The organism is Nonomuraea sp. NPDC003709, assembly GCF_040610775.1.
Classification (GTDB): Bacteria; Actinomycetota; Actinomycetes; order Streptosporangiales; family Streptosporangiaceae; genus Nonomuraea; species Nonomuraea angiospora_A.
In genome coordinates this window covers 412525-439102 of sequence record NZ_JBEXMW010000007.1, presented here as the reverse complement: position 1 = coordinate 439102, position 26578 = coordinate 412525, and the positions used below count along the sequence as shown (strand labels likewise).

Sequence of the window (26578 nt, the reverse complement as noted above, 5' to 3'; positions counted from 1 at the left end):
GGTGGGTCCTGTCAGAAGTGGATCTGGCGGGTGATGGACGGGTCGGTGATGGCGGCGTCGGCGGCCAGCAGGAACGCCTTGGACAGAATGATCGACAACATGCCGCCGTCCTCCTCGAAGGGCAGGAAGACCTGGTCGCCGGTGCCGTGGGGGACGATGCACAGGTAGGCGTCGTTGGGCTCCATGAGGATGTTGCCCGAGCCGAGATGGATCTTGTACGTGCGCAGGTTGCCGCGTACCCGCAGGAACCGGTCCGCCAGGGTGCAGCGGTCCGCGATGGCCAGGCGGGGCAGCAGCCCGGCCAGGGCGTCACGCCGGACCTGCGCGCTCTCGGTCAGGTCGCCGAAGCTGTAGGACTGCCAGTAGTCCCCGTGGCCCTCGGGGTCCAGGCCGGTGGAGGTGACGCCGACGGCCAGGTCGGCATCGCGCAGCGCCTCCGACAGGGTGAGCGCCGGGACCTCGGCCGGCGGGACCGGCCAGCGGCCGGTGTCGGCCGGCGGGACCGACGAGGTGCCGGAGCGGAAACGAAGGTCGCCGCTGACGCAGATGGAGGCGGTGGTGCCGTAGCCGTCGCGTTCGTAGGAGTGCTCGTCCAGGTAAAACTCCCAGGTGGCGGTCAGGCCGCCGGGCAGCTCCTTGACGGCCTCGCACTGCTCGGACCCTCCGGCCGCGTCCCAGTGGCCCAGCGACATGCCGGTCCAGCCGCGCTCGGTGAGCAGCGCCTTGGCCTGGCCGTACCGGAGCAGATGGCCGGAGAAGCGGCGCGAGCGGTCGTGCGTCGCCTCCTCGGCGGGAGTGAGCAGGTAGACCTCGCGGAAGGCCTGCTTGAACGGCTGGCGCAGGCCGATCGCCAGCAGGTGGTCCCGCCAGGCGCGGACCTCCTCGGGAGTGTGGGAGATGGGATGCCACAGACGGACCGAGGTCTCCGGGCGGGGCCGGACGCGGCGCCCGGCCGGATCGGTCAGCTCCCACGCTCCGCCGACGCGGGCGGGAAGCCCGGCGGAGCCCTGGACGACCTCCCAGATCAGGGTACGGGCGAAGGCGCCGGTGACCGGGTGGTCGAGGTAGAACTCGCACACCTCCTGCCAGGGCCACCTCCGCCCGGCCGCCAGCATGCGCTCGACGCGGAGCCGTTCGGCGGGGACCGTCTTCTTCAGCTCCTTCGCCGTGGCCCTGAACTCGGCCAGCAACTCCCGGTCGACGCTCTTGGGGACGGTCTTGCGGCCGTTGCAGGTGATCGCGCCGGTCACGGCCAGGGTCAGCCCCTGCTCGGTCCGCGTGCCGTCGTGGCCCAGGCCGAAGGTGGGGACAGTGCGTTCGACCAACTGCTCCGGAGACAGCCCGGTCCGTACGGCTATTTCGTGGAGGATCTGCTTGACCTTGGTCAGGACGCTCTTCCTGCGCACCTTGGCCTGGATGCGGGCGAGCTGGGCGACCACCTCCATACCCCCGCGCCGGGCCAGCACGCCGAGGGCCGCGTTGGCCACTCGCTCGCTGCGGGAGTTCGGGCCCGATCCGCCCATCCCGATGCTGGTGGCCAGGGCCACGTCACCCAGGAGCCCGGTCACCCAGGGCTCGTCGATCAGCTCGCAGGTCCAGATCATCCCGCGCAGGAGCTCGGCGGTGCGCTCGTGGAGATAGGTGACGACCTCACCGTAGCCGTTGTGCCAGAGCCCTTCACGGTAGGCGGGCACGCGGCCCAGGATCTCCCGGATCAGCTCGGTGGCGTGGGGCGTGAGCAGCTCACCCGCGCGTGCCGTCCACTGCGGCGCCGGGGTGGGAGTGATCGCGGTGGCCCAGTGTCTCACGAGCGGGAGGGCATCGGGCTCGCCCAGCCGCTCGCTGTACTCCTCGCGCAGCAGCGCGGCGAAGCCGTCGCACTCGGGCAGGAGGGAACGCGTGGCCGCGGCGGGGTCGCCGGCGAGGTGCTCGGCGATGAGACCGTCCAGCAGCCGCTTGGCCGTCCAGCCGGCCGAGAGCGGGAGCGCCTCCATCTCCCGCTGCGCCTGCATGAGGAGCGGCAGGAGCGGTTCGCGCTCGCTCGCCGGCAGATCCTTGATCGAGGACATCGGAATGCGGTAGACGAGGTCCTTCCGGGGCTGCTCCGGTTGGGCGAGTGTGGTCCGCCACAGCAGCTCCCGCTCGTGCGGGGACCAGCGCAGCTTGCGCTGGGCCAGCCTGGTGAGGAGCGTCTCGCCGGCGATGCTGCCGTCGGTGGCCAGCGTGAGCAACTGCGCCCACAACGCCGCCGTCCGCCATTCGGCCTCGCCCCATCCGACGGAGAGCTCCTTCAGCAGCGCCTCATCGACGAAACGGTAGGTCTCCTGAGGGCGCAGAGTGGCGTCGAGCCCGCGGAACAACTCCAGCGCGGCCTGCCCCAATCCGCCTCCACCTCCGCCTCCGCGCTCGGCTTCGTCGAGCCGGCTGCGGACCTCGGCCGGGAGGCCGTCGAGAACGCCCACGTCAGCCTCCGACCAGCGGGACGAGCTTGACGAAGGAGACGACGGGGTCGGCGATCAGGTCGATCTCATCGTCCAGCTCCAGGATCTGCCGGTCACCGACCAGCAGCAGGAAGCCGTTGCGGGCGAACGCGGCCTCGGCGGTGTCGGCCTGCTTCTCCCAGTCCAGCCTGCGCGCGCTCCGCATCCGGTAGCCGTTCAGCTCGACCTCGGCGTCGGTCGGTCTGACCAGACCGCGGAAATGGTGGGAGGGGGAGGCGTTGTAGCGGGCCACCTCCTCGCGTACGCGCAGCCGTACCAGCTCCCGGGCCGAGATCCGCTCGGGCAGCTCGGGCACGGAGAACTCCTCCAGAGCCCGGCCGGTCGCGGTCTCGTCGCGAAACGTCACTGATGCCATCGGACACCTTGCTTCCATGAAGATCAGGCGGTGCGGCAATCTATAGCAGCGGCGAACGACAGAAACCCCGACGGCGGCGGGCTCGCTGTTCGAGACGTGCGCCGTCTTCCCTGAGGGCTGAAACCACCAGAGCCGCCCCCACAACGGGAGCCGCGCTCTCATATGGGCATGCTGGGCCGACCCCACGCGAAGAGCACCGAGCTGCTCGCAAACGCCACAGGAATAGCCAGGACCACATGGAGCAGCAGCAAGCCCGCGATCGCGGAGGAATTGTCCGCAACGCCACCCGGATAAATTAGGATCTTTCTACTTTCCCCGTGAAAGAGGTCGACCGTGCGCGTGTGGAGGCTGTTCGCGGACTGGTTCTGGCGCATGGACAGCTCCCTGGGTGGTGCTGCGGAACCGCACCGCGGTCAACGCTTCTCCGCGGCCCACCCGCTGCTCCTCGGCCTGGTCATGGGGCCCGCCTTCGGCGCGCTGATCGGCAGCCTCCTGCTGATCAGCGCCCTGGCCGGCTTCGGTGGCCCCCTCACCGCGACCACTCTGCTCTTGTCCCTCGGCCTCTCGGTTTTCATCGGGGTGTTCTTCGTAGGCATGGGTTACTTCGAACGCCTGCGCCAGCGCCATTATGGCCACTACCGGGAGCCATAGCCCTTTAGGACGTGCCAAATTGTCAACAGCCGAAGCTTTCGCGCCAAAGAACCAGTGGGCTATTGCCGCCCTGGCCCTTTCGATCCTCGGGCTGGTCACGCTCGCCGTACCAAGCGTGGCCGGGGTGATACTCGGACACATGGCCCTCTGGCGGGCGAATCATCTCAACGGAAATCGAAGAGCCGTTTCCATCACGGCACTGATCCTCGGCTACGTGGGTATCTCCATCTACGCCACGATCTTCATCCTGTGGACCATCCTCCTGTGGAACTTCTGACCCGAGCAGCCCCGGTGGTGTCTACTGGTCGTCCGAGCGCTGCCGCTTCTACGCTCCCTCCGTGGCAGACATCGGCTATCTGGACGCCCTGCAGATGTGGTTCTCGGGCAACAGCGCCTTGCAGGACTCCACCATGTACGGCCTGGGCATGCTGTGGTGGGGGCGATTCGGGAAGATCGCCGCATTCCTCGGCGGAATGACGGTCGTCCTCGACATCCTCGGCCCAGAACGGATCCGTGAATACGGCGGACGCCTCCGAGCCGTCCCCCGGTCCCGCACCCGGGGAACACTGACAGCTTTGGCCACGGCAGGGGGCGCGATCGTTGCCGGTGCCATGGGGGCCGCTGCCGAGATCGCCACAGGGCTCGGCAAAGGTCTGCTCGCCCTGGCGGTCCTGATCGCGACGATCGTCCTCGCCGTCGGCTGGGTGGCGATCTCGACCGCCAGGAGCAAGCTGTTCGAGAACACCCTCAAAGGCGTGGCCTGGGTGCTTGAGCATCCGAAGTCCCTGGTGTGGTGGCGCGTGATCAGCCTCCTCGGCCTGGTCGTCGGCTTCCACTTCGACCTGCTCGCCTCATGACGCCCGCGTCGGCTCAGCCCGCGGTGGCCTTGGCGTAGTGGAACACCTCGGGTGGAAGCGGGTGGTCCAGGCGCCAGACGAAGCGGATGGGTCGCTCGCCCTCGTGGCTCACGTACCGCATGGGCCCGGCGTAGGTGTACGGCGGAGCACCAAGCCCTTCGTCACGTTTGGACTGCCGTACCAGGAGATGGACCGTGGATTCACCCGTCAGATAACGGCGGGCAGTGGCGGCGGAGGCCCGCAGCGTGCTCTGCGACTCCCACTGGAACAGCTCCTCGCTGATCGCCCGGTCGTGGTAGAGCGTGGTGGGGGAGTAATGGTCCTCGGCCTTGTCGACGGTGACGAAGAACAGGTCCGCCCGGTGCTCCTGAACGTACTTGACCCCTTCCCGCATGTGCGCGGGCCGGTCGATGCCGAAAGCGGCCAGCACCTCGTTCTTGCTGTAGCGGGCATGGACGTGCAACGGCACGACGGCGTCCAGCCGCAGGGCGACGTGCCGGATTCCCGAGCGGAGCACGTCCGCCAGTTCCCCGAGCTCCGCGGCACGGGCACCGGTGAGCCGCGCGAAGCGGGCCTCCATGCCGGAGACGGGCTCGGTGCCGCCCCACAACATCGCATCGAGCATGGCCATGAGGCGTAGATCGCGCGGAGACCGGGGAGCCCGGCCGGTCAACACGTCGCTCACAAAGGTCAGACGCTCGACGTCGTCGATGTGCAGCATCCGGCCCAAGGCGTGCCCGAGCCCTTCGTCCGGCGCCACGGCGTCGAACCCCGCGGCGTGCCGAAGGGCGGCCCAGCCCTGGCGGCGCCGGTAGAGGTCCTCCACATCCAGCCCGGTCTCCCGCAGGAACGCGGGCATGCTGACGTCCCCCAGCTCGCGGAGCTCGCGCGCCAGATCCCGCCAGTTCAGGCTGAGCGCCTGCCGTACGTTCTCGAGGACGAGCCGCCGCACGTCACGATCCAGATCGATCACGCAGCCGGCGGGCAGCGTCGGAAACCCCCGCTCGATCTCCCGCGCGACGCCGGTACGGCTCGCGCCCGTGAGCGCCCGCCGCATCCCGATCCCGGCTCTTGGCGACGCCCAGCAGCTCCTCGGCGGCCTCCAGGAGTTCCTCGGGCGAGGCGGCCTCGGGCACCAGGTCGTCGATGAGGTCCGCGACCTTGTTGACGATCTCCACCTGCCGCGCCAGCCGTACCGCGTCGTTCTCGCCCCGTACGGAGCGCAGCGCCCGGCGGGTGAGCGCGGCCAGATGCCGGGCCAGCGTCTCGTGGGAGTCGGCGATGTCCAGCGCCCGCCGGTCGATCAGGTCGCGATCGGGTACAGCACGCAGCAGGCCGTCCAGCTCACGAGTGATCAGATGCTGGTAAACGCCCGGCTGGAGATCGCTCACTCGGTGACTATAGGGCGCGGCCGGCCACCGCGACAGGCGGATAATCGCTCTACACTGGCCGATCGTGGACTGGATCGAGCGGGTCGCTGAGATCCGGCGCTGGACCAGAGGCGGCGAGCGCGCACCGCACAAGCCGCTCCTCCTCCTGTACGCCTTGGGCCATTTCCAACGGCACGGCAACCGGCCCATCACGTTCAGCGCCGCCGAGGCCGAGCTCAAGAAGCTGCTCAAGGAGTACGGCCCGCCCCGCGACACCAGCCCCGGCTACCCCTTCCACCATCTGACGAACGACGGCCTCTGGCTGGTCGACACCCGCCACGGCCCGGGCTCCCCGGGCCCTGAGCTGGGCCGCCTTCGCGACAGCCACGCCGCCGGCCGCCTCCACCCCGACCTGGCCCGCGCCCTGTCGGAGGAGCCCGGCCTGCTGGGGCGAATCGCCCGCCACCTCCTGGACGCCAACTTCGCCCCATCCCTGCATCCGGACCTGTGCCTGCTGACCGGCCTCGACCTGGAATCCGGCGAGGAGCTCAGGACACCGCCGGTCCTGCGCCGTGACCCGGGCTTCCGCGACCGGGTGCTCATGGCGTACGAGTACTGCTGCGCGTTCTGCTCCTACGACGGCTGGCTGGACGGCGCGGCGGTGGGTTTGGACGCGGCACACGTACGCTGGTGGGCCTTCGACGGACCTGACGACCTGACCAACGGGCTGTGCCTGTGCGCCATCCACCACAAACTGTTCGACAAGGGCGTCCTCGGCCTGACCATCGACCGCACCATCGCCGTCTCCGCCAGGTTCGTGGGCCGGTCACAGGCATCCCACGACGTGGTCCTCTCCCTGTCCGGCCACCCCGCCCGAAGCCCCCAGCCCGGCCTGGACGCGGTGGAGCCTGACCACATCAGCTGGCACAGCCGCCAGGTCTTCCGCACCCCCGCCCGCGGCTGACACCACCCTGGTCTTCATGCGCAGGCACACGGCATGACGAAGCCACCGGACCCGACAGCCACCGGAGCATCAAGATCCTGCCCCACTCGTCCGGCGCCATAGACGGTTCCCTTCATCCAGCGCGGACCCAACACGCGCCCGCGCTCCCTGGCTGCCTTTCCTCCGGGTCGCGGCCGCCGGGTGCGCTTGATCCCGGGCAGCAGCAGGCACGTCACGGGGGCCTCCGAGCCTCGCCCACGCACACGCCGTTGTCGAGCACCCCACACCCCGCGACCTGCACCCCGCAACCTGCACCCGCAGCCCAGCGTCCGCAACGCCGTGATCCTCTCCCCCTGGCTGCCCATCCACGGTCACCCGGTCACCTCGGCACGTCCGATCTACGCCGGTTCATGCGAGCAGACGGTAGCGATCAGCTCGATCGCCTTCCTGCCGTCGCGGATCCGAAACAGGGCGCCACGACCGGCGCTTTCGCCCCGTCATTCCTCGCGTGAGGGCACAAGCTCGTGCTTCGATGTTGCTTTGCCAGCACATCGAATGAATCGCACGATGAGAGGTCACCCATGCCAGATCTCAACGACCCGACCGCCACGTTCCAGGAGTTCGACCGTGACGGGGACGGATACATCACGCGCGAGGAGTTCACGCTCGCCATGAACGCGCGCGGCGAGCAGGTCACCACCACCGAGCTCGACTCGATCTTCAAGGTCTCGGACGAGCACGACGGGGACGTGGACGGACGCATCTCGTTGACGGAGTTCCTGGTGGCCTGGAACAAGTAACGACACGCTCGCCGACCCCTAAACGATCAGTGTGCTGGTTCAGAACATAGGAAACTCCAGCCGGGTGTGGCTGCGGCACCACCATCAGCGGACGGTGTCGCGAGCCACGATCAGCCGCTACCTGACGCGGCATGGCCTGGTCGTCCCCAAGCCGAAGAAGCGGCCTCGCTCGTCCTACATCCGCTTGAAGCGGCGCTGCCGAACGAGACCTGGCAGGCCGACTTCACCCACTACCGGCCGGCCGACGGCAGCGACGCCGAGATCCTCAACTGGCTGGACGGCCACCCCCGCTACGCCTTGCTCGTCACCTGCCGGCGCCGGGTCACAGGGCCTATCGTGCGCGACACCTCAGCCAAGCCGTCGCCGCCCATGGCGTGCCCGTCCCCACGCTGACCGACAACGGCAAGACGATGAAGAACTGGCTGCCGTCACCTTGCACGTGGACGGCCGGCTTCACCATATCGGCGTCGCCCGAACCCACGTCATCCTCCTGGTCGCCGACCTGCACGTTCGCGTCGTCGAGGCTGTCACCGGAGAGCTTCTCCGTAAGCTGACCATCGACCCCAGCCGCGACTACCAACTCCAGGCAAACCCCAAAACGACGAAATCCCCGAACCCGCAAGTTCGAGGGTTTCCGATGTCCTGAGACACCACAACCCTGAACGATCAGAATTCGAACCTGCGGTCCCCGCTTTAGGAGAGCTCTAGCTGTACGGGGGCAGGGGTTACGTCGTTTCCATGACTCCGGCTCTCAGTTACGGGGCGATGTAGTGGTTCATGAACCGGTGTATTTGGACAGGCATACGGATCTCGACGGCGTGGGGGAGAATCATCGCGCTCTTGAACGTGTGCGCTGAGGAGGGATAGCTGAAGTGGCGGCCGCAGGGGTGCGCGGCGGCGGTTTTCACGTGCCACACACTCGCGCGCAGGGATAGCGAGTCGACTAGCCACAGTTGGTAGTCGTCGCGGTGTTCGGCCAGGTGGGTGATGTAGTGAGTGAGTACGGTTTGCGCGACCGCTTCGGCCGTGTCGGCCACGATGATTCCCTGGGAATGCTCGCTGGGAGCGGGGTGCCAGCCTTTTGCGTGCTGGTCGGTGTATTCGACCAGGTAGGCGTATTCATCGGCAGTGTCGGCCGCATCCGGCCTGCCCAGTTGTTCGGCCGCCTGGGCCGATAGTCGAGCCCAGTCAGCGATGCCGGCGTACAGCACCGCCTGCTGGTTGATTTGCGGAGCGTCTTCGCTCGCGGCGCTCTCATCCAGGCGCGGCATGTTGAGCAGGGCCGCCACCTGGTAAAGCCGGCGGAGAGGAACCAGGCGGTCCCACGCGTCGGTGAGATCGTTCGTCACGGCCTTCAGTGTGAGGGGTCGTCAAACGAACGGTCAGGAGAAGACCAAAAGATCTTCCATGGCGCCTTCCAAGAAGTCCTAACAGGATGATTTTGTTGTGCTTTGATCTCCAGCCGGAGCCGAGCGAGAGGGAGCGCGGGTGGCGAAGCTGAAGCCGTGGGGGTCAGCGACGAGCTGTGGGCGATGCCTGCGCGGCAGATGCGCTCGACCTCTCTCGGGCCGCAGTGGACTCTTCCCAGATCAGGGTGGCAGCCCGGCCCGTCCCGGTCGATCGCGGACGGGCCAGCAGCAAGCGCCACCTGATCACCGACACCACCCTTGCCGTCATCCTCACCGGTCCAACCGCAACGACGTCACCCAGCTCATCCCGCTCCTGCAGGCCATCCCGGAAGTACGCGGAAAGCGCGGCCGTCCGCGCCGGCGCCCCCGACGCCGTCCTCGCCGGCCTGGGCTCCGACCACGACAAGTATCGGCGCCTGGTGCGCGCACTACAGATCGGCCGACTGATCGCCCGCCACGACACCGCACATGGCTCCGGCCTGGGCAAACACCGCTACATCGTCGAGCGGACCTACGCCTTGCTGCACGCCTTCCGACGTCTGCGTGTTATGCCATATGGGCTGATGCGGCGACACGGGAGAGCTCGTCAAGGGCAGCACTGCGCGCTTTTGCCCCAGCGACCTCATGTCGACTGATGCGATCCTCCTTTCACGGTGGGCGTGATCGGGGTGGATTGTCGTCGGCGACGCTTCTGCGCCTGCGGGGCCAGGTTCTGCTCCGACGCTCCCGGGCGTTCGATGCGGGTGGGGTTGCCGCGTACGAGCTCATCATGGATGCGCCAGCGGGCGGTGGTGACGGCGCGTCCCGCCGCCTCGTCGCCATGCTCGATGCGCTCTCGCAGCAGCCGCATGGCGATGCGGCGGTTGAGGCTGAACTGCCGCTCGGTGTCGACCACGACGACGATCCCCGTGGGCCGGTGGGTCGCCCGTACGGCCGTGCTGGCCTTGTTCCGATGCTGACCGCCGGGGCCGCCGGTGCGGCAGGCGACGATGTCGACGTCCGTTTCCGCGAACGTCGTACGCGGGGTGTCGACCTGGCACGGCTCGGCGATGACGTACCAGTTCTTGCGGCCGGTGCTGGCCCGGTACGGGCTGGGGGCCTGCCAGCACAGAGTTCCGGTCCACGAAGCGGCGAACGCCTCGGCGCCGTCACCTGCGATCCGGACGAGAACCGATCGATAGGTGCCGGGCCGATCACCGGGAACAGTCTGGGCCCGATGGGTCTCCAGACCCTGCCGGGTGGCGTCAGTTTCCATGCGGTGCAGCAGCTGCGCCAACGCCCAGGCACACTCCTGCGGGCCGCGCCCGGCCGACAGCAGCAGGTGGACGCTCACGGCCGCCCCCGCTTGCGGCGCTGCTCCCGATGGTCCCTCTGGGGCGCCGACCCGAGGTCGGGCGTCTTGTAGGTGACCAGAGGGATCGTGGTGGCCACGGGCGTGGCCAGGCCATGGTCGACGAGGTCGGCGATCACTTGCTCAATGCGTTTGTAGGCCGTCGGCGCCTCCTCGAAGAGCAGTTGCCGGTCGCCGCACACCACCAACGACCCCATCGGCGTACGGCGCAGCTCCTCGACCGTGTGCTTGGCCCGACCCCGGCGCAGAGCGTCCGCACGCGACATCTTGCGGCCCGCGCCGTGCGCCACGGAATGGCCGGCGTCCGGCCCGGCGTGACCGGCCACCAGGTACGACGGGGTGCCTCGCGTACCGGCAATGAGCACGTCGCGGCCGTCACCCGGCGCCGCCCCCTTGCGGTGCAGGTAGATCCCGTCGCGGACCTCGACGAGGTTGTGGCACTGGTCGACGATCGGCTCGGTGGGCTCGAACCCCAGAGCATGGGCGACCCGGGCGGCCAGCAGCCGCCGATTGAGCGATCCCCAGCGTACGGCGTCGTCATGCATCGCCAGATAGGCGCCGGGATCTGGGGCGGGGCCCGCACCATGGACCTCGGTGTGCGCCCGCAGGATCCGTTCCCCCAGCCCACGGGAACCACTGTGGACGATGAGAACCAGGTCACCGGCGGCGAGTTCGAGCCGGCTCGCGTGGTCCGGCTCGAAAACGGTCCCGATGCGCGCCAGCTCGACGAAGTGGTTCCCCCGGCCGACCGTCCCGAGGCCCTCAACGTACCCAGCGGGAATATCACCCTTCACCACGGCCCAGGCCGGGTCGTCGGCATCCTGCTCAGGGTCCAGCGCGCGATCGAGATCGGGAAACCGGGCGGCAAGCTTCTCGGGTACGGCCCGCTTGAGCTTGACGGGGAACACGGCGATGCCACAACCGATGTCGGAGCCCACCAGGAACGGGTACAAGATGGTCGATGCCATAGCGGCACCGATGGGTGCGCCCTTGCCCGGGTGCAGGTCAGGCATGGCAGCGACGTGCATCATCCCGTCGAGGGCGGCCACCTGATGGCACTGCGCGACGGCATCGGACTCGATCCAGCTCGTGGGGGAGGCGAACACGGTGACGCTGGCCGACGTGGCCGTCGGCAGGAACTCCTGCCGGGAGTGTTGTTGAGACAAAGACGCTCTCTTCGCTGAACAGGTTATGGGCAGGCGGCATCACGGCGCGAGTCGGCGCCGCGGCATCTCAAATGGCGGGGTGCGTCCGTCAGAGCATCATGGACACCACATTCCCCTGAGCCCACCACGCGGGGCAAGCGATTTTCGGGTCGTACGGGCCTGTACGCCTGTGCGGGTGACACGCTGAGACCATGGTGGATGAGTAGATTCTCATGCCGCGATTCGCGCCCTCTCATCCACGTGTCAGCGCATGCCTGATATTGAGCGGGACCTTATCCAGGGCAATGGAGGACTGCCAGCGGATACGTAACCAATGTGGTTTCTGGACAAGTGTGGCTGATGAAATTGAGGAGTATGAGCCGCCTCAGGATCCTCCGCCGAAGAGGAGAAGAGATCATGGAGAGAGCAGCCCATCGGGGCCGTTCGTAGTGTCCATTCACAGGGCCCCGTGATCTGGTACCAGGCGAGCGCGGGGAGCGGCGGTAGCCAGGACTTGCCCTCGATGGCGTCGACTGCGCTGATGCCGTGGGCGGCGGCGGAGTCCAGGTAGCCTTCGAGCCTGGCGCCAGTGGGCGAAGGTAGGCAGTTCACCCTGGATGGCAGGATCAAACCATGGACGAGAAGACGGAAGGGCAACTGCGTGTTATCCGCAAAGTCATCGCGGTTCTGCAGGCAGTCGATATCTCAGCGTGGCTGTTCGGGGGCTGGGGACTCGATGCGAGGATCGGCGGGATCACGCGCGAGCACGGCGACGTTGAATTCTGGGTTGAGCGTATTCACGCCGAGCGATCGAAGGCAGTGCTCGTAGGAGCCGGCGCCACGGCGCTGACGACTCAGCCACCAGAGGAGGCCTGCGAGTTCACGCTGGACGATGTGCCGTTCAGCACCGCTTACTTTGACCGGTGGCCGGACGGATCGTTCAGTCAGCCCCTTGGGCGATGGTCCGACTGGCTGTTCCCGCCAGGATCCTTCGGCGACGAGCCCGTGATACTCGATGGCACGCCGGTGCCGGCCATGAGCGTCTCCGGCATGCTCGCCATGAAGGAGCAGTTCCCACACCTGCGCAACGGCCGGCCGTGGCGGCAGAAGGACATCGCCGATATCGAGATACTCCGGGGGCTGGCCTCCGGGGAGAGGACCAGCGGTCACATTTAAGCGGCCTGACCAGCGCAGGCCGCCATGTGGACCAGGTATAGCGGATATCCTCGGTGGACAGTTGAACCGCTCCGGGACTGATGGAGGCTCTGGTGTGCCCCGGGTTGAGTGGAGGTGGATTGATGCGACTACGCATGACCCAGGCGCTAATGGGCCTGCAGAAGAAAATTCCTCTCTCCGATGACAACCGATCCGGGGGACAAGTATCAAGGCAGGTGGAAAACGCTGCATAACCCCTGGCCACGGGCGCGACGCCGCGTCACGATCACGGCGTCAGTAGAGTGAAGGCAATGTTCGTGCGACCGCATCATTGAAGCGGTCGAGCAGTGGTTCGAGGCGCTTGCTGTGCTGTTCTGCCTCATCCATGCTCTTGGACCAGATCGAGTCCCCGGCTGCTTTTTGGAGCTCCATGGCCAGCGAGCGGATCTCTTCGTTGAAGACCCGCGCCCGGGATGACTTCAGCAGCACCAAGGCCGTGGACCATCCGACAGCCGTAGGTGTCTCCCATCGCCGGGCCGGCCACTGCCCCGTCTCTTTCGCAATGGCGATGACCCTGTCGAGCTCCTCGTACGCCGATTTGATCAGATCAGCTGCCGCGGTCTGAAGCGTGAGGATGCTGTCCCTCTGGAACGTGTCGCGTGCTGATCGGCGTTCGCGCTCGTGCTGTCGTTCGCTTTGCGCTGCCTCGCGCTTGCTCTTCTGATGCTCTGCATAGATTGTCACGATTGCCGTGATGATGGAGCCCACCAGGACTCCTATTAAGCCGGAAAGGGCCTCACTCATGTTGGCTCTCTTCTGTCGGGTGTGATCAACGGCGACTTCGGCAGGCTGACAGCAAAGCCGCCCGGCTTACTGGTCGGTCATGTGGAAGTCCAGCAGGTGCACCTCTCGCAGAATGTTGGCGTATGTATTGAAAATGTGCACGAAGCCAGCGTGATCAGGCTTCCCCGTGTACTGATCGCAGGACGGCCATTGCCTTGATGACGTCGGTGACCGCATGGTCGGCATGATGCTCTTGGCCTGACCAGGTTCCCTATTGATCCAAATAGTGCGCGGTCCTACCATCTGGGCGCCCTGGATATCAGCTATGAGGTTGTCGCCGATCATCCAGCCGCCCTTGCCTCCACAACGCTGAGCAGCTATGCGGAAAAGATCGACCTCGGGCTTGCGAATACCCTCGGCTTCTGAAACGGCATGACCGTCGATCACGTCGGCCAGCCCGGTCCGCCGTAGCTTGCCGAGTTGGCTGTCTGGCATGCCGTTCGTGGTGACGCCCACTCGCCATCCCCGCGTCCGCAACTCCGCCAGGCCGGTCGGCACGGCCGGGTAGCACTGCACGAGGTAGGGCATACGCCTCCGGCAGGCAGCCAGGAGTTCCTTGACCGGCGCGGCCAGCTTGTAGCGTTCGCGAACCCTGGCGAAGTAGATGTCTCGATGAGGATGCACGTCACGGTCCAGAGCGACGAGCCAGGCAACGTCCTCAGGTCCTAATCGCCGTTGTTCAGCGAACTCCTCGGCCCGTCGCAGGAAGCCTGCATCGAGGTCAATGAGCGTTCTGTCGAGATCGAAGAGGGCGAGGAGTTGCACGGCCTCCAGCCCAAAGACGATCACCGGTGCTGCAACAGGGCCGTCAGAGAAATCCCTAACTGACCTCGGGAAACGCCCCAAGATCATCCCATGTATATCCCGTGATCACGGTCCTACGGCTGCACACGGGGTGCCCTCGGCGACCTGTCGCAGGCCTGGAAGGCAAAAGACCTGCCGCTAAGAAGCCGCAGGTCAGAAGGCGAACCGCCTGGTGGAGAAGAGTGCCCCCGGCAGGATTCGAACCTAATGACTCTGTACGACCCCGAGTTTCGCCGACTCGGGCACTCGCCCCAGAAGCCTCGATTCGAATCGGAGCTTGACTCCTGACCGCAGGCCGTGCGGATGGGGCGAGGGTCTGGCGGGTGGCGGTCGACGGGGACCGAGTGAATGCCTGAGTCGATACCGGACCTGGAGTCCTCTGCTAAGGCCGTGCACCTTGGTCCCTCTTGACCGCCACCCGTCACTCACTTCTTTCGCCAAGATCGTGGCGTGAGCCAGCCGCAGGAGACACCACTCGTATCTACCCGGGCACCCAAGCCCTTGCGCAGAACGCGGACCTGCGGCGGGCTGGGGCCACGAACTGCTGATCGGATGTCGAGCCGTCGAGCTCTCTCATTAGGGCGTGGCGTGCCCCTGCGCGGCTCACCCGGGCCAAGGACCGAACGAAGGAGACGCCGGTGACGGTGACATGCGGAATCGACTGGAGCGAAAGACACCACGACGTCGCCCTGGTCGATGAAGGCGGCAAGCTGGTGGCCAAACGGCGCATCAGCGACGATGCCCACGGCTGGCGGGTCCTGGTCGAGTTGCTGGCCGAGCACGGCGACCGTCCCGACAACCTGATCCCCGTCGCGATCGAAACCGGGCGTGGGCTGCTGGTGTCCTGCCTGCGAGCCACCGGGCGCAAGGTGTATGCGATCAACCCGCTGGCTGTGGCCCGTTACCGCGAACGTCACACCGTCGCCCGGGCCAAGTCCGACCACGCCGACGCCATGACCTTGGCCAACATCCTGCGCGTGGACGCCGACCACCACCGGCCGCTGCCACAAGACTCCGAGCTGGTCCAGGCGATCGCCGTGCTGGCCCGGGCGCAACGAGACGCGGTCTGGAGCCGTCAGCAGCTGGCCAACCAGCTGCGATCCCTGCTGCGGGAGTACTTCCCCGCGGCGTTGCATGCCTTCCACGTCAAGAACATCGGCCTGATCTCCCGCGAGGCTCGTGCCGTCCTGCAGGCGGCGCCCACGCCCACCGCGGCCGCCAAGCTAACCGCCCGCAGATTGCACGCCCTGCTGCGCGCCTCGGGCCGGCAGCGCAACATCGCCACCTGGGCCAACAGGCTGCAGGCACTGTTTGGCGAAGAACACCTTCACCAGCTCCCGCTGGTGGAGGAAGCGCTCGGCCGCCAGGCCCAGGCGCTCCTGCTCCAGCTGGATGCAGCATGCCGCGCCGCTGACGATCTCGCCGACGCCACCAACGAGGCATTCCACCAGCACCCAGACGCGGCCGTCATCACCAGCTTCCCGGGCCTGGCCGACCTCACCGGCGCCCGGGTGCTCGCCGAACTCGGCGACGACCGCTCCCGCTTCGCCGACGCCCGCGCGCTGAAGGCCTACGCCGGCGCAGCCCCGATCACCCGCGCCTCGGGCAAGAGCCTGGCCGTCCACCACCGTAAGGTGAAGAATCAGCGCCTGGCCGCCGCCGGGTACGTGTGGGTCTTTGCCGCCCTGCGAGCACCGGGGCCCAGGGAGCACTACGACCGGCGACGCGCCGAAGGCGACCGGCACTCCAGCGCGCTACGCAACACCTTCAACCGGATGCTTGGCTGCCTGTTCCACTGCCTGCAAAAAAGCAAGACCTATGACGAGCTCACTGCCTTCCCTCCTCGTCCATCGATGCGACTCAACCAAGCGTCCTGAGCGTCGGCCAACCCCTCTACCAGCGGTAATGGGACGAAGCGGCACGCGAACTCCATACCGGCGTCCGCGCCATCACCATGAACACGGTGGTGCCATGCATCAGCGCTGTCGGGGTCGGCGGTGAGCTGGAAGAACGTCGTGTGCCGCGGATGGCCGTTATCTTCACGAGGTCTGTGGTCCACCGCAATGGGCCCGACGATGGCGACTTCGGTCAAGCCGGTCTCCTCGGCGACTTCCCGCAGGACGGCCTGTTCCAGGCTTTCATCCGGCAGGACCCCTCCCGCCGGCACTTGGGTGCCGGCTTCGGGCGCGCCGACATGATCGAAGACAAGGAGCTCCGGGGTGGACCGGTAACGGAGGACGTAGGCAGCGACGCGGATTCTTGGACCAGACATCCCTCCATAATCCCAGGCACCGATCTTGAAGGGTTCGCCAGAGCCAAGGACTTGACACTCTAGGCAGATCGGATGTCTGCGGCACCCGCTTTAGGAGTCCGATGAGCAACAGAGCCCAATCTCGCTGTCTACCTGCAGTTTTGTGCTTGACATCGGGGGACGTGGCCCTCTCTGGGAGCACATTGGGAACGATCACGCGTGCGCCCTGGGATGACGCGTTAACCCTTCCGGCCGCGGTGGGATTAGTGGCGGGTTGGAAGTGCGCCCGTCCACCAGCCGAGAGCTTGCAGGTCGGTGGCCAGCCAGTGGTAGGCGAGGTCGGTGGCGGCCAGCTCGTTCCCGGTGGGCAGTTCGCTGAGGTGGCTAGCCGGGCGATGGAAGCTGGATCGGCGGTGTCGGAATGCCGCAGCAGAGGCGTGGTCGCGCAAGGGCTGCGGCGATTGGGTGAAGGTGAAGTCCGCGCGAGGGGTCTGTGGCGAGGATGCGGGATCGGGTTTGAGGGCATACCAGATCGCGTCGTCGTCGCCCGGGTCTTGCACGTCGATGATGATGTTGCCCTCGGCACGAAGAGGCAGGCTGCTGAACAGGCCGAGCGCGGAGCCAAACGCGGGAAAGTTGGTGGTGACGAGATCGTGGTATCCGGTGAGAGCGTCCTGGAACACGTGAGTGACGATTGTGCGGGTCAGGTCGGGTGAATACTGCCGCCACCGCCAGCGCGTGGTGCCGGAGGGGGACAGGTCTGGAGCGGGGCGTGGAGATGTTAGGTCGTCGTGGTGACGGGACAGGCGGGCCTGCATCCAGCGGATGTCGTCAGAGTCCAGCCGCGCGGTGCCGCTGCTCCAGGTCGAGCGGACGGAGCCATTGACCTTGACCATCATCTCCTCGATGGCCGTGGTGAGCTCGTCAAGTGGGATGCGGCTGGGCACGGTACGGCGGTAGAAAATACGAATGATGTGCTGGGCAAGGCCCCATTCGCGTTCGGTGGCCAGCGGTGAGGTGTCGGGGACAGGGAGCCGCTGCTGCCGCACCAGACTGGCCAAGGCGTTGCGTAGGCGGTCGCGGGCCCAGTACCAGCGGCCAAGAGGACCGGTCGGCAAGCTGAACGACGTCCACCTGTTCCAGCCGTGGCGCCGGATGTCGCTGTGAATCTCGATGTTGTGGGCGACCAGATCGGGGGCTACCTTAGCGTTGGCCTCTGCGAGGATCAGGCCGGCGCCATACACCGGATCTTCGACGATCCTCGTTCCCCATTGGACGAGCAGGCCGTCGTGATGGCGGGACAGTTGCGTTCCGCAGTCTCCAAAACCCGCGAGCAGCGCTTCAACGGCGTCGCGGAGCCACCTACCAGCGCGCACCGAGGGATCAGTCTCGTTTGGGCGGGCCGGGGCTGTCTCCCACGGGCGGGGGCTGGCAGACGGCGGGGTGAGTTGGGAGCGGGCGACCTCGTCGAGGAGCCAGGAAGCGGCGCCGGGGTTCGTGCGGGCAATCCTTGCCACGACCTCGTCGCCGCCATGCGGGTCTTCGGTGAGGAACTGGGTGAGGGGGTAGCGCCAGAGCGGGAACGCCGCGCCGGATGCGGCGGTTTCGACCTCGATGATGCCGGCGCGGAGCGCTTCGGCGCCGAAGTGATGTTCGAAGACGGGCAGCGTGAACCGTAGACCGTCGTTGTCGGCGACAGCCAAGCCGCTGTCGGTGAGCGCCCACAGTTGCGGCTCCCGCGCGCCCAAAGCGGTCACCGGAACGGCGGCTTGGGTGGCGATGGCGCGGGCGGCCAGTCGGGTGAGCAGATCCCAGCTCTGTTCGAGGTCCTGAGGGCGTTCGCGCTCGAGGATGGTCGTGGCCAAGTCGGCCAGTAACCGCGAGGGCGATACCTTGGCGGTGCGGCCAGTGGCGAGGCGGGCGGCGAGGGCGAGCGCGAGCAGGGGACTGGTCAGCAGGTCGTCGATTTCCGGCGTCCAAACGCCGCGCAAGCCGTCGGTGACGATGAGGTCGACGAGCTCAGCTCCTTGGGCGGGCGGCCAGGGGGCCATGTCAACGCGCTCGTCCTCGGTCACGATGGGCCCGGGCCGGCTGGTCGCCAGGATCCGCATACGCTCCCAAATCCCCACGAGGTCTCGGGCCTCGTCCAGCAGCCGGTTGGCGTCTTTGACGGGAAGCCAGGTTACGTCTTCGAGAACGACCCGGAGGGGCCGGTGGGGGTCGCCGCCGAGCGCTTCAGTGACTGCGCCCGCCAGGCCCTTACCACCGAGGGTGCGGGCCTCCAGCCACAGCGGGATCCCCACCTCATCGCGGTCGGCGCAGATGTCCAGACCGTCCTGCCACCAGCGAGCTGCCCGCTCGCTCTTCCCCGTGCCCATCGGCGCAACCAGTACCCGCAGTTGCCCCTCTGGTACAACAACCGGTGCTGCTGGCCGTTCCTGCATCCAGTCCAGCACCGCCTCCCTCCGAGAAGGTGGGACGATAACCAGCCGGCGCTTCCTGCGCGCCTTCGCCTCCCGGAACGCCACGTCCAATGCCTGAGCCCGAGATCTCGAGCGCGCGGTGAACGGCATCAAAGGGGAGACCGCTTCAACCAGTTCCTCCAAGCCGAACGACATCTGGGAAACCTCAGCGACCTCCTCTTCGGTCAGCACCACCGCCGCAGCAGTGGACTCGGCCTCCGCGATCTGGCGGCGTTTCCAATGGCGCAACAGATCCGCAGGGAACAGGTCAGGGCTGCTGTCGATCTCCTCGTGGTGAGGCAGACACATAAGGATCAGATTGTCGAAGCTCCGGTTCTCCTCAGCCGTCATGCCGGCATCCCATCGCGCGGCGTTTTCGCTGCGGGCGTGAATGTGGGCGATCTCGACGTTCAGGTTCCGGAGGCCGGTCCCTTCGCTCGTCCGGTACAGCGGCTGTTGGCACCCCTTGTAACCGCACCGCACCGCACTCCCAAACAGTTCGCGCACGGTACGAGCGTCCGGGGCGGGGTGTTTGATCGGCTTGCGGCGCGCAGGGTTACTCACACGCCTAGTCTGCCGCTGGCGGACAGTCAAGGGCGGTCCCGATGCCGAACTACTTGCCTTTCGTTGCAAGCTGCGCCGCATGTTTCAGCCGCTCTCTTGACCATCCTCCCGGGCTGTCTCCAGCACGGCCAATACGGCCCCCAAGACCCCCGACCGCCCGACAGCCGGGCCAAAGCCTTGCGCGCCTCACTGTAAGGGCCAGCGATATGCCTAAATACACATTCAGCACAAGGCAGACAGTGGGCACCACAGCGTGCGCTACAGGCCACCTACTCGATTCTGATATGCCTCACCGGGATGACACCAGAGACTCCAGTGCAGAGCCGCTAGCCCGGTGAAGGGTCGGTGTCGATCGAGTAACACGTGTTGTCTTGAGGTCGCTGAGCGACACACGAACTGCTAGGAGCATTCATGCAGGTAATGACGGATGGTCCGGCAGAACGATTCTGGACTGGATCGTTGATCAGATAGTGCCCCTGAGTTAGCGTCGGGGTGGAACTCTGAGGAGGCTTCAATGCCCGACTTCAGGACGGTCGGTGTCGAGCCGGACAGCCTCACTTCGTTGTCCGCTGAGGCGTTGCGTCGATTAGTGATCGCCATCGCTACGGATTTCGGACTGACCTTTAAGGTAGTCGTGCCCAAGGGTGATCACGAGGACCTCGTGTTCACCAAGAGGGTCTTCCTATCCGATCGAGAGGTCCTGATTCGAGTTCTGCACGTGCCTGCACACTGGAGCCATGTTGAAGCCGTGAGCACTGATGCGGCTCGCGAGGGATGCGCGGATGCGTTACTCGTGGCAATGCGGTTGGATGATCAGACGCTTGCCGAAGACGATCGGGTGCTTTCAGTGGAGCGGCTCGCTGGCCTTCTATCGAGATCGGCCTTAGTTGTCCCCAATGCGGAAGGTGAGCCTACGGTCGACAGGACCGGCTACAAGTCGATAAAACAGCTCGCTGAAGCATTTATGCTCGATCGTATTGGGTTGTTATGGTTGCCAATTTTTGCTAAAAACCGACTACCAGCTGAATTAGAAGGGCAAGGGAAGCCTGAGGATCTGTTTGAAAGGTACTTCTTCAGGCTTGCAACCACCGCTCTCGGCTTGCAAGGCAAACGATTTGGGACAGCAAGTCGAGGACGTCGCGTCGGTGACGCGCTTCTCACCAGGCTCAGGGCTGAGCACCTTGTTCTGACTGACTGTAAGGCTGCAGCAGCAGGTTATGTCATGGATGTCGATGATGAGCGGCGTCTTCTTGAGTATGTCAAATCTCCTCAAGAATGGCTCGGGGAAACGCTGCCTGTCTCATGCGTTCTAATAATTAGCAGCGAGTTCCCGGGAGTTGATGGCCCAAGGCATCCCTTCTATGTCCGGAGAGAGAAATTCCTCCAAGTCGGATCGAACCTTGCCTACCTGCGGGCAGACGATTTGGCGGCGGTTACACGCCTGCTGCTAGAAGAAGCTAGTGACGACACCTCGATCGCGGGGCGAATTAACTGGTCCGAGATCCTTAGCGAAGGTCTGATCCAACGAAAAACGCTGCTCGATGGCATAAATCTTGCTAAGCAAGGGTTGCAGCTAGCCGAGGAGGGCTGACGACCAATGGGAACCTCAACGAGTCGCAGCTCACCCAGAGGCAGTCTTAGGTGGGGGGCCGCTCGTGCAGTTTTGGCTTCCAATGCAACCCCGGAACGGATCCTGACGGAGCTATTTCAGGCCGCTCGTGGCGATGATGAGTGGCTACTGATGTTAACGAGCCCAGCACTGAACTCTTACGCCACGGCTGCTCACCGTGCATGGTCTGAGATGGGAGATCTCCTCTCCGAAGAGGCTGGGCCGGCGCAGGCTGTACGGATATACATCGACAAAGTACGTGCGGATGGACTAGAAGCTGGAGGAGGCGGAGTAGCCCTTCCGCTTGCTGAGCGAGCGCTCTCACGAGTGTTGTTTGCAGCCGCTCGACAGGTGCCAGACGATGTAGACGCGGCGGATGCATGGCGAGCCGCAAGGAGTGTGTCCGCGGAATCTATGGTCGCAGAGTTTCTTGGAGAAGCTCTTAGACAAGTAGCTCATTACCTAGTATCACGAGATCTACCGGCTATAGCTCTGGCGCGAGATCGAGTGCAGATAACGGCAGGTGAGGCTAACGATCTAACGAATAGTGTTGGCGCTGTCGCGGTGGAGTCTGCAGCAGCAGGAAAAAATATGCTCCTTGAGCAGGGCTCGTCAGCATGGCCTCAGGCGGTAAGGGTTTCTCTGTCAGCTGCGATCCGGTCGCAGGGCGATGGACCGGACGATGCCTGATTACAAAGTTGTAGTCAACGCATGCGCGGCGCCTTCATTTACAAATCTGACTCAAGTGCGCTGTGGTACGGGGCCAGGCATCACGCATAAGTACAAATACGACCGGCTTGTAGAGGGCTTTCCTGAGAGGCTCAGCTCTCGTCAGCAGGATTGGGCAGATGTCTTAGGAGCGATATATGCGATAGATTTGAGATGTAAGCGTGGCGAAGGTGTCGACTGGCATAGAGATATTGAGGCATGGATCCCCGTGCGTGATCCCGATCTATGGAACAGTCTCACTCCCCAAATCGTGAACGTGTTTGCTGCGCTAACGTATGACCGACTAAAGCCGAACTTTGTGCTGGGCGTCGATATGGGCCAACCTCCACGACAGTCGCGAAAAGCTTTCCCTGACGCGGACGGTGTTGCACTTCTTTCTGGCGGTGTCGACAGTTTCGTGGGTGCCGCGCTTCTCCTCGACGGAGGATCAAAGCCATTACTTGTGTCGCATATGAATACCTCTTCGGCTAGTGCTGCTATCAATGCAATTATGCCGACCTTGCGTAGGATGGGGGCGCCAGCGCAGCCCGTCTCTGTGACTGCCGGTAATGTAGAGAGAGATCGTAGTGGCGAGAGCAGCCAACGCGCTCGCTCAATGCTATACATGGGCGTAGCTTGTCTGGTCGCAGACGGTATGGGTCTGCACGACGTGTGGCTGAATGAAAACGGTGTTATGGCTGTTAATGTTCCCCTCACGGCTGCACGGTCGGGTTCCCTAAGCACTAGAACTGCAAGTCCTCGTGTTCTTGCTCAATTCTCCAAGTTAGCCTCGGCCGCGCTCGGGACAGCGATTACCGTGTCGAATAAGCTGGTTGCACTCACCAAGCCCGAGGTAACCGCACTTGCGGGCGAATTGCGCATCAATCCGATGCTGATGCATACGGTAAGCTGCTGGCAGATCGGGCACAACCCCGAGCATTGCGGACGGTGCGTTCCGTGTTTAATACGCCAAATAAGTCACGAATACTGCAATACGGCAGACCGCAGCTACCTTACCCGCCCCTTTGATGCAATTCCAGAGGGCGTCCCATGGGGTGCCACTGCAAAGGACAACGTATTTCATCTCCTAATGCACGCGGTAGCTTTAGGCCGTGCAGATGAAGATGATCTAGTGCTTGATCAACCGGAGCTTTTAGATGCGGGTCCAGGCCTATCGGTGGGCCAGAGTATTGATATGCATAAGCGGTGGGCCGACCAGTGCCTGACCGTCGCCACTAGCCATCCCTACTCCCGTTCCATTCTTGAGGGGAACGTGTCATGAGGATATCGGCAAGTCAGTTGCGCGATGCGGCGACCAACCCTAAATATCGCCTTCCCAAGAAGTCTGGTGGCGGCCCTTCAACAGATTCTGCTCTGCGGAAGGTGCTTCGGATCGTCCATGAGAACGGGCCCCAGGCTGCGATAGATGCTTTAAGTCAAGCTCTGGCTGCAGATTACTGGCAGGACAAAGGAAAACCTATGGCACTTACTGCGCATGAGTGTCTTCGCAGCTATATCGATCTGGCCGAAGATGACGAGAGGATATGGGCGCCTGGTAACCGCCAAGAGGTAACTATCGATGGCGACGTGGTTGCTGCAGGGATCGATGGGCTACTTGTCTGTGATGATGGGTATTGGGGGCGAATGGTGATACCTGGCCCACTTCCTGCTCCGCTTACGGATGCCCAGCGTGCCATCTTGGCGTGTCCTGCGACACTGGCCCTCATAAACGAGTTGGAGGGCGGCCTTTTCGATGAGCGTCCGGTCCTTGGGGTGGAGGTCTGGGAACTCCGACGAGGAATAGCGGGGAAGGTGGATCGTGCTGCTGCTGAAGCTGCGCTACCTAATGTGCAAAGAATCTTGGACCGCTTACGTGAATGAAGAGCTTCTGCACTCTGATAGCCGATCCCTGCACTGAGGACCGATGGACCGGCAGCGGCGGTCCCTGACGGACGATGCCCAGGCCGTCGCCATGTGGCTGATGCTTCGGCCCTGCCAACAGGATGCTGTGAGGCTACGGTACGGCTGTCCAGGACCAGGGCCTTGGTCCACGCTCACCACGTAGACATGCCAACCTCAGCATCACTTCGTCGCGCCGAGCGGGATTCTCCGCAGCCACTTGAGCGGCCATGCAAGTCATACGAAACTCGCGGATGTCCCGCAGCGTCTCGAATCCGTCCCACGAGGTGACGTCGTGCTCGTACGTCCGGACGAAGGCGTCGTAGTCCTCGGCGGTGATGCCGGCCAAGGTGAACGCCTTCACCGCGGTGGAGGTCAGGTCCCATTCAGGCGGTCCAACTGAGCAGCGCTCCAGGTCGAGCAGCACCACCTCGCCGCCGTCGGTGCTCACCACGTTGCCGATCCACGCGTCGCCGTGCACGACGGTCTCCGGCAGGCCCTTGGGCAGCTCTGCGTACCGCGCCTCCAGCTCAGCCAAGCGGGCGCGCATCCAGTCCCGGTCCGTCTCGTTGAGGGTGACGGCACGGTCGATCCGCTCAGCCAGTCGTACGAACGGATCCAAGCGGCCGATTTCGAAGCCAGTCGGTGGCGGGAGGTCATGGAGGCGGCGCAGAGCGGTCGCGACCATCGGCGCCGTACCGTGCCGGTGGGGCGGTAGCTCTCGCCACCAGGTAACCGCTCGGCCGTCGACCTCGATGGGCTGGTCCACATCTGGCCACGCCCGGACGGCTGGTACCTGGTTGGCTTCGAGCCAGCGAGCCACCGCCACTTCGCGCGCCGCGGCGCCGAGCTGGCCGGCGCGGGAGACGCGGGCGACGATGCCGCCGGGGAACCGGTACAGGGCGTTCTCCCCGAGCCGCATCAGCTCTGCATCGGTCGGGTCGAGCCCGATGCGGCGGCTCGCCATGCCGAGCACGGCCCAGGCGGACCTCTCGGCGTCGCTGATCCGGGTCATGCGTGGAGGGCCTCCCGGATACGGTGGCGCAAGACGGCTACGGGCGTCCGGTTCCTGTGGGGGAGGGCGAGCCTGGCGAGGTCCTTCATGTCGTCCTGGGCTCGACGAGAACGCACCGTCCCCGCGTCAGTGACCGCTCGCCCTCCGATAGAGGCGGCTTCCTCGGGATCTCCTGTCGCCATGGTGAGTGAGGCCAGCTTGATTCCGCTGATCGCGCGAGAGCGAACATAGGCTGCGCTGTGCCCGGCCACCGCGCTGGCCAGCCTCGTGGACGCCTCGCCCAAGTACGTCTCGTTGACCGCTTCGCCAGGGGACGTGCCATGTGTCGCCCACTCGTCGACGACCAGGTCGAAGAGCGCGTGCCCAGTGTCGCCCGAGTGCTGCGCGGCGTCGTAGTAGCGCATCCAGGGCTTCTCTTCGCTGGGACGGATGCGGCCGAATTCCGCGTCCGCCTCCTCGACGGCCCTCCAAGCCTCCTGCGCCCGACCCAGTTTGGCGAAGGCTCGCGCCTGGGCCGACCGCAGCATCGCGCGCTCGGCTGGGGTCAGCCGGTCCGCCCGCACCATGGCGAACTCCACCAGCGTCAGCCCGTTGTCCGCGTCACCGCACCAGATGGCCTGCCGCGCCATCGAGGAGAGCACCTTGGCCCGGAGATGCCAGTCGTTCGCCTGCTCCGCGCACGTGAGTGCAAGGGTGAACATCCTGCGGGCGTCCTCGTGCGCGTAGGCGTCGAACGCCATGAACGCCGCCGCGTGTGCCAGCCAGCCGACCGCGGAGTACAGAGGATCGTGCAGCTTGGTCGGGCAGCGGGATTGCTTCAGGAGTCCTACTGCGAAGCGCAGTTGGCCGGCGACCGCTTCGCGGACCAGACAGCCGCCGTAGGTGTGATCCCAAGTGGTGAAGACGTTGGCGATGGTTCGTAGCTCGGCGATGTCGGAAGGTTGTACGACTGGAGGTGCGGTGATGGCCTGGGCAGGCATGGCCAAGTCGGCGAGGGGGACAGCGGCGGCCGCCCCCAGAGCAGTGCGAATGAAGCCTTTCCGATCCACATCTGTCACGGTAACGACCGAGCTGGTACGTCGCGATCGAGTGAATCCGAGGTCCCGGTCATGTTCGGCGCCGAGAATGGTACGGAACGCCTCCCGATAGTCGCGGTTGGGCCAGCGCACTTCGCCGCGTTCCAGCTTCCCCACGTACTCCTGTGACAGGCCGCCCTGACGTTGGCGATTTTCGAACAACCAGGCGTTGACCAGGTCTGCCAGCTCCTGGCGCGAGGCGTGCTCGCCAGGGTCGGCAGGGGACGGCAATCGTTCTCGCGCCTGCTGCAAGCGCAGATTGGGCTCGGACATTGGCTGTCTCCCTCCGTCCGCATCGTCGCACAGCAGCCTGCCTGAAGGGTCGCCAACCTGACCGCGATCTGACCGTGGCCTGACTCTTGACTGCCTGGCTATCTGGTGTTCCCGCCCGAGTCGTGCGAATCCACAGTGGAAGCAAGTCGTCACCGTACGTTAGGAGCGGCACACGATGCAGACCCTTGACGCGGAACCCCACCACGTCTTCACCCAGCCCGCCATGACGCCCGTGTTACCGGGTGAGTTGGTCCTGGTCACCCTTCTCGTGTCACTCGACCAGGGCCGGACGTGGCGGGTCAGTGGCACGCTCAAGCTCCCCACCGTCCGGTACGAGACCGCAGCACGGCTCTTCCTCATGACCGCAATGAGCATGGCGGCCGAGGATGATGCCACGAACGTGGTGTGGCAGGCACATGCGTGGGCCATTGGCGAAGGCAAGGAGATCCCTTCCGACACGCCTCCGCTCGTGTCGCTACGCAGCGATGGTCAGCCCTCGAATGCAGACCTTCCCCGTCGGCTTCCACCCCCCTGACA

The 26578-nt window shown here is 65.3% G+C and carries 24 protein-coding genes and 1 pseudogene; 12 read left to right on the top strand and 13 right to left on the bottom strand.

What is annotated here, in order from left to right:
- Window positions 1–11: 11 nt before the first annotated feature.
- A complete protein-coding gene (locus tag ABZX61_RS23895; protein WP_355197664.1) occupies window positions 12–2462 on the bottom strand; it encodes a DUF4132 domain-containing protein in 2451 nt (816 codons plus the stop codon).
- 1 nt (window position 2463) lies between these two features.
- A complete protein-coding gene (locus ABZX61_RS23890) occupies window positions 2464–2856 on the bottom strand; it encodes a hypothetical protein (protein WP_355197663.1) in 393 nt (130 codons plus the stop codon).
- A gap of 333 nt (window positions 2857–3189) precedes the next feature.
- Between ABZX61_RS23890 and ABZX61_RS23885 the strand changes: the two genes are divergently transcribed.
- The 3 genes from ABZX61_RS23885 to ABZX61_RS23875 all read left to right on the top strand — a co-directional run bounded on the left by ABZX61_RS23885 (window position 3190) and on the right by ABZX61_RS23875 (window position 4364).
- Window positions 3190–3507 (top strand): hypothetical protein, encoded by a 318-nt coding sequence (locus tag ABZX61_RS23885; protein WP_355197661.1) that lies wholly within the window; start codon window positions 3190–3192, stop codon window positions 3505–3507.
- Window positions 3508–3526: 19 nt separating this feature from the next.
- Entirely contained in the window at window positions 3527–3784 is a 258-nt protein-coding gene (locus tag ABZX61_RS23880) for a DUF4190 domain-containing protein (protein ID WP_355197659.1), read from the top strand.
- Between the two features lie 61 nt (window positions 3785–3845).
- Window positions 3846–4364: a hypothetical protein gene (locus ABZX61_RS23875; protein WP_355197657.1), complete on the top strand. Its 519-nt coding sequence runs from the start codon at window positions 3846–3848 to the stop codon at window positions 4362–4364.
- A 13-nt stretch (window positions 4365–4377) separates the two neighbouring features.
- Here ABZX61_RS23875 and ABZX61_RS23870 read toward each other — a convergent pair whose 3' ends face one another.
- Together ABZX61_RS23870 and ABZX61_RS23865 are read right to left on the bottom strand one after the other, a co-directional pair.
- Window positions 4378–5337: a DUF3427 domain-containing protein gene (locus ABZX61_RS23870; protein WP_355197656.1), complete on the bottom strand. Its 960-nt coding sequence runs from the start codon at window positions 5335–5337 to the stop codon at window positions 4378–4380.
- Window positions 5318–5755, bottom strand: coding sequence for a hypothetical protein (locus tag ABZX61_RS23865; RefSeq protein WP_355197654.1), 438 nt, complete (start codon window positions 5753–5755; stop codon window positions 5318–5320). The genes ABZX61_RS23870 and ABZX61_RS23865 overlap by 20 nt, the downstream gene beginning before the upstream one ends.
- A gap of 64 nt (window positions 5756–5819) precedes the next feature.
- Here ABZX61_RS23865 and ABZX61_RS23860 point away from each other — a divergent pair, with 64 nt between their 5' ends.
- Both ABZX61_RS23860 and ABZX61_RS23855 read left to right on the top strand, forming a co-directional pair.
- Entirely contained in the window at window positions 5820–6698 is an 879-nt protein-coding gene (locus tag ABZX61_RS23860; RefSeq protein WP_355197652.1) for a phosphorothioated DNA-binding restriction endonuclease, read from the top strand.
- Between the two features lie 560 nt (window positions 6699–7258).
- Window positions 7259–7477 (top strand): EF-hand domain-containing protein, encoded by a 219-nt coding sequence (locus ABZX61_RS23855; protein ID WP_350725988.1) that lies wholly within the window; start codon window positions 7259–7261, stop codon window positions 7475–7477.
- 755 nt (window positions 7478–8232) lie between these two features.
- Here the strand turns inward: ABZX61_RS23855 and ABZX61_RS23850 are convergent.
- On the bottom strand, window positions 8233–8826 hold the full coding sequence (locus ABZX61_RS23850) for a hypothetical protein (RefSeq protein WP_350725984.1): 594 nt from the start codon (window positions 8824–8826) through the stop codon (window positions 8233–8235).
- Between the two features lie 191 nt (window positions 8827–9017).
- Here ABZX61_RS23850 and ABZX61_RS23845 point away from each other — a divergent pair.
- A pseudogene (locus ABZX61_RS23845) lies at window positions 9018–9431 on the top strand (transposase); the annotation flags it as partial.
- A gap of 77 nt (window positions 9432–9508) precedes the next feature.
- On the opposite strand, the gene prfH reads toward ABZX61_RS23845, so the two are convergent.
- Complete coding sequence (prfH, locus tag ABZX61_RS23840; RefSeq protein WP_355197649.1) at window positions 9509–10219, bottom strand: peptide chain release factor H; 711 nt, start codon at window positions 10217–10219, stop codon at window positions 9509–9511.
- Window positions 10216–11403 (bottom strand): RNA ligase RtcB family protein, encoded by a 1188-nt coding sequence (locus ABZX61_RS23835; RefSeq protein ID WP_355197647.1) that lies wholly within the window; start codon window positions 11401–11403, stop codon window positions 10216–10218. The genes prfH and ABZX61_RS23835 overlap by 4 nt, the downstream gene beginning before the upstream one ends.
- Window positions 11404–12015: 612 nt before the next feature.
- Between ABZX61_RS23835 and ABZX61_RS23830 the strand changes: the two genes are divergently transcribed.
- The gene (locus tag ABZX61_RS23830; protein WP_355197645.1) at window positions 12016–12558 is read left to right on the top strand and encodes a hypothetical protein; all 543 of its coding nucleotides are present in this window, start codon (window positions 12016–12018) and stop codon (window positions 12556–12558) included.
- 273 nt (window positions 12559–12831) lie between these two features.
- On the opposite strand, the gene ABZX61_RS23825 is transcribed toward ABZX61_RS23830, so the two are convergent.
- On the bottom strand, window positions 12832–13305 hold the full coding sequence (locus ABZX61_RS23825; protein WP_355197643.1) for a hypothetical protein: 474 nt from the start codon (window positions 13303–13305) through the stop codon (window positions 12832–12834).
- A 102-nt stretch (window positions 13306–13407) separates the two neighbouring features.
- A complete protein-coding gene (locus ABZX61_RS23820; protein WP_355197641.1) occupies window positions 13408–14169 on the bottom strand; it encodes an HAD family hydrolase in 762 nt (253 codons plus the stop codon).
- A gap of 653 nt (window positions 14170–14822) precedes the next feature.
- On the opposite strand from ABZX61_RS23820, the gene ABZX61_RS23815 reads away from it, so the two are divergent.
- A complete protein-coding gene (locus ABZX61_RS23815) occupies window positions 14823–16061 on the top strand; it encodes an IS110 family transposase (protein ID WP_355197639.1) in 1239 nt (412 codons plus the stop codon).
- Here the strand turns inward: ABZX61_RS23815 and ABZX61_RS23810 are convergent.
- Both ABZX61_RS23810 and ABZX61_RS23805 read right to left on the bottom strand, forming a co-directional pair.
- Complete coding sequence (locus ABZX61_RS23810; RefSeq protein ID WP_355197637.1) at window positions 16001–16456, bottom strand: NUDIX domain-containing protein; 456 nt, start codon at window positions 16454–16456, stop codon at window positions 16001–16003. The genes ABZX61_RS23815 and ABZX61_RS23810 overlap by 61 nt on opposite strands.
- A 242-nt stretch (window positions 16457–16698) precedes the next feature.
- The gene (locus tag ABZX61_RS23805) at window positions 16699–19404 is read right to left on the bottom strand and encodes a hypothetical protein (RefSeq protein WP_355197635.1); all 2706 of its coding nucleotides are present in this window, start codon (window positions 19402–19404) and stop codon (window positions 16699–16701) included.
- 571 nt (window positions 19405–19975) lie between these two features.
- Between ABZX61_RS23805 and ABZX61_RS23800 the strand changes: the two genes are divergently transcribed.
- The 3 genes from ABZX61_RS23800 (at window position 19976) to ABZX61_RS23790 (ending at window position 23659) form a co-directional block, all read left to right on the top strand.
- Window positions 19976–21052: a hypothetical protein gene (locus ABZX61_RS23800; RefSeq protein ID WP_355197633.1), complete on the top strand. Its 1077-nt coding sequence runs from the start codon at window positions 19976–19978 to the stop codon at window positions 21050–21052.
- A 700-nt stretch (window positions 21053–21752) separates the two neighbouring features.
- Window positions 21753–23060 carry a 7-cyano-7-deazaguanine synthase gene (locus ABZX61_RS23795; RefSeq protein WP_355197631.1) on the top strand — a complete coding sequence of 436 codons (1308 nt, stop codon included), beginning with the start codon at window positions 21753–21755 and terminating at the stop codon, window positions 23058–23060.
- Window positions 23057–23659 carry a hypothetical protein gene (locus ABZX61_RS23790; RefSeq protein ID WP_355197629.1) on the top strand — a complete coding sequence of 201 codons (603 nt, stop codon included), beginning with the start codon at window positions 23057–23059 and terminating at the stop codon, window positions 23657–23659. The genes ABZX61_RS23795 and ABZX61_RS23790 overlap by 4 nt, the downstream gene beginning before the upstream one ends.
- 133 nt (window positions 23660–23792) lie before the next feature.
- On the opposite strand, the gene ABZX61_RS23785 is transcribed toward ABZX61_RS23790, so the two are convergent.
- The gene (locus tag ABZX61_RS23785) at window positions 23793–24644 is read right to left on the bottom strand and encodes an aminoglycoside phosphotransferase family protein (protein WP_355197843.1); all 852 of its coding nucleotides are present in this window, start codon (window positions 24642–24644) and stop codon (window positions 23793–23795) included.
- A 44-nt stretch (window positions 24645–24688) separates the two neighbouring features.
- The gene (locus tag ABZX61_RS23780) at window positions 24689–26041 is read right to left on the bottom strand and encodes a hypothetical protein (RefSeq protein ID WP_355197628.1); all 1353 of its coding nucleotides are present in this window, start codon (window positions 26039–26041) and stop codon (window positions 24689–24691) included.
- A 175-nt stretch (window positions 26042–26216) separates the two neighbouring features.
- Here ABZX61_RS23780 and ABZX61_RS23775 point away from each other — a divergent pair, with 175 nt between their 5' ends.
- Window positions 26217–26576, top strand: coding sequence for a hypothetical protein (locus tag ABZX61_RS23775; protein WP_355197626.1), 360 nt, complete (start codon window positions 26217–26219; stop codon window positions 26574–26576).
- The last annotated feature ends 2 nt before the right edge of the window (window positions 26577–26578 follow it).

Excerpts from the sequence above, each read along its gene's own strand:
- ABZX61_RS23855 (WP_350725988.1), top strand. The coding sequence starts at position 7,259 with ATGCCAGATCTCAACGACCCGACCGCCACGTTCCAGGAGTTCGACCGT.
- ABZX61_RS23795 (WP_355197631.1), top strand. The coding sequence starts at position 21,753 with ATGCCTGATTACAAAGTTGTAGTCAACGCATGCGCGGCGCCTTCATTT.
- ABZX61_RS23830 (WP_355197645.1), top strand. The coding sequence starts at position 12,016 with ATGGACGAGAAGACGGAAGGGCAACTGCGTGTTATCCGCAAAGTCATC.
- ABZX61_RS23800 (WP_355197633.1), top strand. The coding sequence starts at position 19,976 with ATGCCCGACTTCAGGACGGTCGGTGTCGAGCCGGACAGCCTCACTTCG.
- ABZX61_RS23785 (WP_355197843.1), bottom strand. The coding sequence starts at position 24,644 with ATGGCGAGCCGCCGCATCGGGCTCGACCCGACCGATGCAGAGCTGATG.
- ABZX61_RS23890 (WP_355197663.1), bottom strand. The coding sequence starts at position 2,856 with ATGGCATCAGTGACGTTTCGCGACGAGACCGCGACCGGCCGGGCTCTG.
- ABZX61_RS23780 (WP_355197628.1), bottom strand. The coding sequence starts at position 26,041 with ATGTCCGAGCCCAATCTGCGCTTGCAGCAGGCGCGAGAACGATTGCCG.
- ABZX61_RS23775 (WP_355197626.1), top strand. The coding sequence starts at position 26,217 with ATGCAGACCCTTGACGCGGAACCCCACCACGTCTTCACCCAGCCCGCC.
- ABZX61_RS23790 (WP_355197629.1), top strand. The coding sequence starts at position 23,057 with ATGAGGATATCGGCAAGTCAGTTGCGCGATGCGGCGACCAACCCTAAA.
- ABZX61_RS23810 (WP_355197637.1), bottom strand. The coding sequence starts at position 16,456 with ATGTCTGGTCCAAGAATCCGCGTCGCTGCCTACGTCCTCCGTTACCGG.